The sequence below is a fragment of the Reyranella soli genome (assembly GCF_007992495.1).
GTDB classification, from domain to species: domain Bacteria; phylum Pseudomonadota; class Alphaproteobacteria; order Reyranellales; family Reyranellaceae; genus Reyranella; species Reyranella soli.
In genome coordinates this window covers 1-5496 of record NZ_BKAJ01000291.1, presented here as the reverse complement: position 1 = coordinate 5496, position 5496 = coordinate 1, and the positions used below count along the sequence as shown (strand labels likewise).

6 protein-coding genes are annotated in these 5496 nt (G+C 66.4%); 5 read left to right on the top strand and 1 reads right to left on the bottom strand.

The features are described 5' to 3' along the window. Positions 1-67: 67 nt before the first annotated feature. Entirely contained in the window at positions 68-898 is an 831-nt protein-coding gene (locus RSO01_RS45775) for a phytanoyl-CoA dioxygenase family protein (protein WP_281291655.1), read from the bottom strand. Positions 899-979: 81 nt separating this feature from the next. Here RSO01_RS45775 and RSO01_RS45770 point away from each other — a divergent pair, with 81 nt between their 5' ends. Genes RSO01_RS45770 through RSO01_RS45750 form a run of 5 tightly spaced genes read left to right on the top strand, consistent with a single transcriptional unit; the run spans position 980 to position 5458 of the window. Then, on the top strand, positions 980-2197 hold the full coding sequence (locus RSO01_RS45770) for an ABC transporter substrate-binding protein (protein ID WP_147157298.1): 1218 nt from the start codon (positions 980-982) through the stop codon (positions 2195-2197). A 14-nt stretch (positions 2198-2211) separates the two neighbouring features. Then, entirely contained in the window at positions 2212-3084 is an 873-nt protein-coding gene (locus RSO01_RS45765; RefSeq protein ID WP_147157297.1) for a branched-chain amino acid ABC transporter permease, read from the top strand. Continuing rightward, on the top strand, positions 3081-4043 hold the full coding sequence (locus RSO01_RS45760; RefSeq protein ID WP_147157296.1) for a branched-chain amino acid ABC transporter permease: 963 nt from the start codon (positions 3081-3083) through the stop codon (positions 4041-4043). The genes RSO01_RS45765 and RSO01_RS45760 overlap by 4 nt, the downstream gene beginning before the upstream one ends. Then, on the top strand, positions 4036-4764 hold the full coding sequence (locus RSO01_RS45755) for an ABC transporter ATP-binding protein (RefSeq protein ID WP_147157295.1): 729 nt from the start codon (positions 4036-4038) through the stop codon (positions 4762-4764). Before RSO01_RS45760 ends, RSO01_RS45755 begins: the two co-directional genes overlap by 8 nt. Then, positions 4757-5458: an ABC transporter ATP-binding protein gene (locus RSO01_RS45750; protein ID WP_147157294.1), complete on the top strand. Its 702-nt coding sequence runs from the start codon at positions 4757-4759 to the stop codon at positions 5456-5458. The genes RSO01_RS45755 and RSO01_RS45750 overlap by 8 nt, the downstream gene beginning before the upstream one ends. Positions 5459-5496: the final 38 nt, after the last annotated feature.

The window sequence follows — 5496 nt, the reverse complement described above, 5'->3', positions numbered from 1 at the left end:
TGATCATGAGCCGGCCGGAGGCCGGCGGTCCGGAAGAGCATGAAGCGGGCCGGAGGCCCGCGCTCCCTTACTCCGCCGCTTTCGTGAAGCCCTGGTCCTGGCGGAGGCGGAACAGCCGCACTGCCTCGGCATGTGCGGCTTGCGCTTCGGGCGACATCGGCGTGCCGAGTCGCTTCTCCGGCAGGAAGTGACCGTAGCGATCCTCGCCACGCACCAGCAGCGCCGACGGCTTCACCGGGCCGACCGGGCGGACGTGCGCGGGGATGAAGCTGATGCCCAATCCCATGCGGCGGTCGTCATTGTCGTTGCCCGGCGAGCAATGGACCAGCGCGGTGTGGTGCAGCGACAGCTCGCCGGCCCTGAGCGGCATCGACACGCCGGTCTCGCCGTCGAAGCGGTCGCTGATGCCCTGGCCGCGGTTGATCATGTTGTGCGGACCCGGCTTGTCGTCGTGCTCGATCATGGGAAGGCGATGCGTGCCCGGGATCACGCGCATGCAGCCGGCAAGCTCCGACGCCTCCGACAGCGCCACCCACGCCGTCACATGCTCCAGCGGATCGAGGAAGAAGTAGGCGCCGTCCTGGTGCCAGCGCACATAGGCGGGCGTATGCGCCTCCTTGATCCACATCGTCGAGTGATAGACCAGGATGTCGGGCCCGATCACGTCCTCGACGGCGTCGAGCACCCTGGGATGGTGGACCAGCGTGTCCGCCCATCCATAGAGCAGGTACGACTTGCTCTTCTCCGGATACTCGAGCGCATGGCCCTGCTGCTTCTCCCAGTATTCGAGATCGGCGCGCAGCGCGCGCACTTCGGCGGCGTCGAGCACCGGCACAGGAAATGCAAAGCCGTCCGTTCGATATTGTTCGACTTGAGCGCGTGACAGGATATTGGGCATCGCAGTGCAGCCGTTGGCGGTTGTCGACCGATGAGCACTATCGTAGCGTCGCGCGCTCGGGGACTGAAGACAGGGCTTCACATGAAAAAACAAGTCACCATATCCGTTTCGCGCCGCGGTTTCGTCGCCGGCGCGCTTGCCGGCAGCCTGGCCGCGCCTTCCGTGCTGCGCGCCCAATCCGCCGCCATCAAAGTCGGCCTGATCCATCCGGTGACGGGCTTCGTCGCGTACAACGGCCAGCAGGGCCGGCTCGGCGGCACGATGGCGATCGAGGACATCAACAAGGCGGGCGGCATCAAGTCGATGGGCGGCGCCAAGCTCGAGGCGCTGCTGGGCGACAGCCAGTCCAAGGTCGAGGTCGGCGTCGCCGAAGTCGAGAAGATGAACGAGCAGGGCGTGGCGGCCTATATCGGCTGCTTCCAGAGCCCGGTCACCATCGCCGCGACACAGGCGGCCGCCAAGTACAACACGCCCTTCCTGGTCGACGTCGCCGCCTCCGACGTGATCGTCAATCGCGGGCTCAAGAACACCTTCCGCCTGATGCCGGGCTTCGGCGTCTGCGTCGATGACGGCATTGCCAACCTCGGCAACATTAACAAGGCCGCCGGCAGCCCGGCCAAGACCGCCGTGATCGTCCACGAATCGGGCGAGTTCGGCACCGGCACGGCCAAGTTGCTCGCGAGCAAGCTGCCGTCGATCGGCATCGAGGCGAAGGAGGTGATCGCGCACGACAACCCGACGCGCAACTTCGACAACATCGCCTTGCGCATCCGGTCCATCGCGCCCGACATCGTCATGATGTCGAACTACCAGAACGAATACATGCTGCTGGCGCGCACGCTCTTCCAGCAGAAGGTGAACGTCGCGGGCTTCTATTCGATCCTGGGCGGCGGCTTCAACTACAAGTTCGTCAAGGAGATGCCCGACGTCTCGCAGTACATGATGGACGTGAACCACTGGTTCAACCCCAAGAGCGAGAAGGCCCAGGCGCTGAAGAAGCGCGTCGAGGCCGGTGGCGCGCTGTTCACCTTCGAGGTCTATCTCGGCTATTCGACCGCCATGCTGCTGGCCGATTCGCTGGAGCGTGCCGGCTCGGCCGACAAGGCCAAGCTCACCGACGCCATCGCCAGCTCGACCTTCAAGGCCGAGCTCATGCCCTACGGGCCGACCAAGTTCGTCAACGGCCAGAACCAGGGCGCCAAGCCCGCCGTCATGCAGTCGATCAAGGGCGACATCGAGGTGATCGCGCCCGAGGAGTTCGCCTCGGCCAAGGCGGTGTTCCCCAAGCCGAAGTTCTGACGAAGCGACGGGTCGTGCTCGATCCTCAGATCATCTTCGCCGGCGTCCTGAACGGGCTGCTCGCCGGCGGCATCTATGTGCTGGTGGCCGTCGGTCTCACCCTGATCTACGGCGTCCTGCACATCATCAACTTCGCCCATGGCAGTCTGCTGATGCTGGCCATGTATGCCGTGTTCTGGCTGTGGCGCCTGGTCGGCGTCGACCCCTACGTCGCCCTGCCCGTGGTGACGGCCGGCGCCTTCATCTTCGGCTTCGTGCTCTACCGGCTGGTGATCGGCCGCTTCAGCCACGGCCGCGACGAGAACGTCCTGCTGATCACGCTCGGCCTCTCGATCGTGTTCGACAATGCGGCCCTGCTGTTCTTCGGCGGCGAGACCCAGACGATCGACGTGCCCTACGCCGGCTCGTTCGTCCAGCTGGGGGCGGCCTTCCTGCCGCTGCCCAAGCTCATCTCCTTCGGCGCCTCGCTGCTGATCTGCGTCATCCTCGGGCTCTATATGGCCAAGAGCGATACCGGCAAGGCGATCCGCGCCGTCGCCAAGGAGCGCCAGGGCGCGCGCCTGGTCGGCATCGACGTCGACAATATCTTCGCCATCTCCTACGGCATCGGCATCGCCTGCCTGGGTGCCGCGGCCTGCCTCCTGATGCCGACCTTCTATGTCACGCCGACCTCGGGCAATGCCTTCGTGCTGGTCGCCTTCACCATCGTCGTGCTGGGCGGCATGGGCAGCTTCATCGGCGCGGCGGTCGGCGGCTTCATCATCGGCATCACCGAGGCACTGGGCGGCCTGTTCCTGGGTGAGCAGCTCGGCCAGATCGGCATCTCGCTGATCTTCATCCTGATCCTGCTCCTGAAACCGACCGGCCTGTTCGGGAGCAGGGCGTGAGCCGGCAGGCCGTCCTGTGCGCCGTCGGGCTTGGCATCGCAGTGATCTATCCGCTGCTGGCGCCCAACTACCTGATCAATATCGGCATGATGGTGTTCTTCGTGGCCTTCATCGGCCAGTCGTGGAACATCGCCGGCGGCTTCGCCGGCCAGACCTCGTTCGGCCACGTCGTATTCTTCGGCACCGGCGCCTACACCTCGACCATCCTGCAGGTGACCTACAGCTGGAATCCCTGGCTCGCCTGGCCGGCCGCCATGCTGGCCGGCGGCATCGTCGGCTGGATCATCGCCTTCCTGTCGTTCCGCGCCGGCCTGCGCGGCTCGTACTTCGCGCTGATCACGCTGGCTTTCGCCGAGGTCTTCCGCATCCTCGCCAACTCGGTGCCTTTTACGCGTGGTGGCTTGGGCATGCTGATCAAGGCCGACCAGCGGCCGATCAACTTCCAATTCAAGGACCCGATCTGGATCTACTACATCGCGCTCGTGCTCTGCGTGATCTCCCTGCTGATCGCCTGGCGCCTGACGCGCAACCGCTTCGGCGCGCGCCTGGTCGCCATCCGCGAGAACGAAGATGCCGCGCGTGCGCTCGGCATCGACGTGTTCGCCGAGAAGGTGAAGGTCCTGACCTTGTCGGGCGCCATGTGCGCGGCCGGCGGGACCTTCTATGCCCAGAAATACCTCTACATCGATCCGTCGATCGCCTTCGGCGTCGACAAGTCGGTCGAGATGCTTCTGGTGAGCATGGTGGGCGGCGCGGGCACGATTTTCGGGCCGCTGATCGGCTCGGTGGCCCTCACCGTCATCAACGAGGTAACGCGCGGCCTCGCCAGCGTCGTGCCGGCCCTGAAGAACGTGCAGCCGCTCAGCCTCGTGGTCTACGGCATCATGCTGGTGCTGATCGTGGCTCGGCTGCCGGACGGGCTGATGGGCCTGTTCCGCAGGAAGCCGCGCCATGCTTGAGGTGCGCGAGCTTTCCAAGTCGTTCGGTGGCCTCAAGGCCGTCGACCAGGCGTCGCTCGACGTGCGTCAGGGCGAGATCGTCGGGCTGATCGGTCCCAACGGGGCAGGCAAGACCACGCTGTTCGCGGCCATCGCGGGCTTCCACAAGCCCGACGCCGGACGGGTCACGCTCGACGGAACGGACATCACGGCGCTGGCGCCGCACAGCATCTGCGCAAGGGGCATGGTGCGCACTTTCCAGATCACCCAGCCCTTCGCCAAGATCAGCGTGCGCGAGAACATCATGGTGGGCGCCTACCTGCACACCGCCGACCGCGCCTTGGCCGCGCACCAGGCCGAGGCCGTGGCCGGCATGGTCGGCATGGCGGGACAACTCGACCAGATGGGCGCCGACCTCACCGTGGCCGGCCGCAAGCGGCTCGAGCTCGCCCGCGCGCTCGCCACGGGTCCGCGCCTGCTGCTGCTCGACGAGGTGATGGCCGGCCTCAATCCGACCGAGATCACCGAGATCGTCCAGGTGATCCGCGACATTCGCGACTCGGGCATAACGATCCTGCTGATCGAGCACGTCATGCAGGCCGTGACCTCGCTCGCCGAACGGGTCTACGTCCTGAACCAGGGCCGCATGATCGCCGAAGGCACGCCCGCCGCCATCGCCGACGATCCGCAGGTCGTCGAGGCCTATCTCGGCCACGGCGCCGCCAAGGTGCTGCGTGCTTGAGGTCAGGTCACTGCGTGCGGGCTACGGCGCCATCGAAGTGCTGCGCGGCGTCGACCTTGCCGTCGGCGCCGGCGAGATCGTGGCCCTGCTGGGCAGCAACGGCGCCGGCAAGTCGACGCTGAACAACAATGTCTCGGGCCTCTACCGGCCGTTCGGCGGCACAATCACCTTCGACGGCCAGGCGATCGCGGGTGCGCCGTCGATGCGCATCGTCGATGCCGGCCTGGTGCAGGTGCCGGAAGGGCGGCGCGTCTTTCCCAACCTCTCGGTGCGCGAGAACCTCGAGCTCGGCAGCTATCGCCGCGGCCGCGCCGCGCGGGCGAAGAACCTCGAGCACGTGCTGGCGGTCTTCCCGCGGCTCAACGAGCGGCTGGCGCAGCTTGCCGGCACGCTGTCGGGCGGCGAGCAGCAGATGCTGGCGATCGGCCGCGGCCTGATGAGCGAGCCGCGCCTCTTGATCCTCGACGAGCCGTCGCTCGGCCTGTCGCCGCTGCTGGTCGAGGAGATGTTCGCTTTGATCGGCCGGTTGAACCGCGACGGTCTTGCGATCCTGCTGGTCGAGCAGAACGTCGTGCAGTCCCTCGCCATCGCCCATCGTGCCTATGTGCTGGAAAACGGCCGCATCGCCCTGTCAGGTGCCGCCGCCGAGCTCGCCGAGCATCCGGAGCTGAGGAAGAGCTACCTGGGGCATTAGTCTTCCGGACCGCCGGCCTCCGGCCGGCCTCCTGGGAG

What these genes read in the sequence shown, in the direction of transcription:
- RSO01_RS45755 (WP_147157295.1), top strand. Translation starts at nt 4,036, where the DNA reads ATGCTTGAGGTGCGCGAGCTTTCCAAGTCGTTCGGTGGCCTCAAGGCC.
- RSO01_RS45770 (WP_147157298.1), top strand. Translation starts at nt 980, where the DNA reads ATGAAAAAACAAGTCACCATATCCGTTTCGCGCCGCGGTTTCGTCGCC.
- RSO01_RS45775 (WP_281291655.1), bottom strand. Translation starts at nt 898, where the DNA reads ATGCCCAATATCCTGTCACGCGCTCAAGTCGAACAATATCGAACGGAC.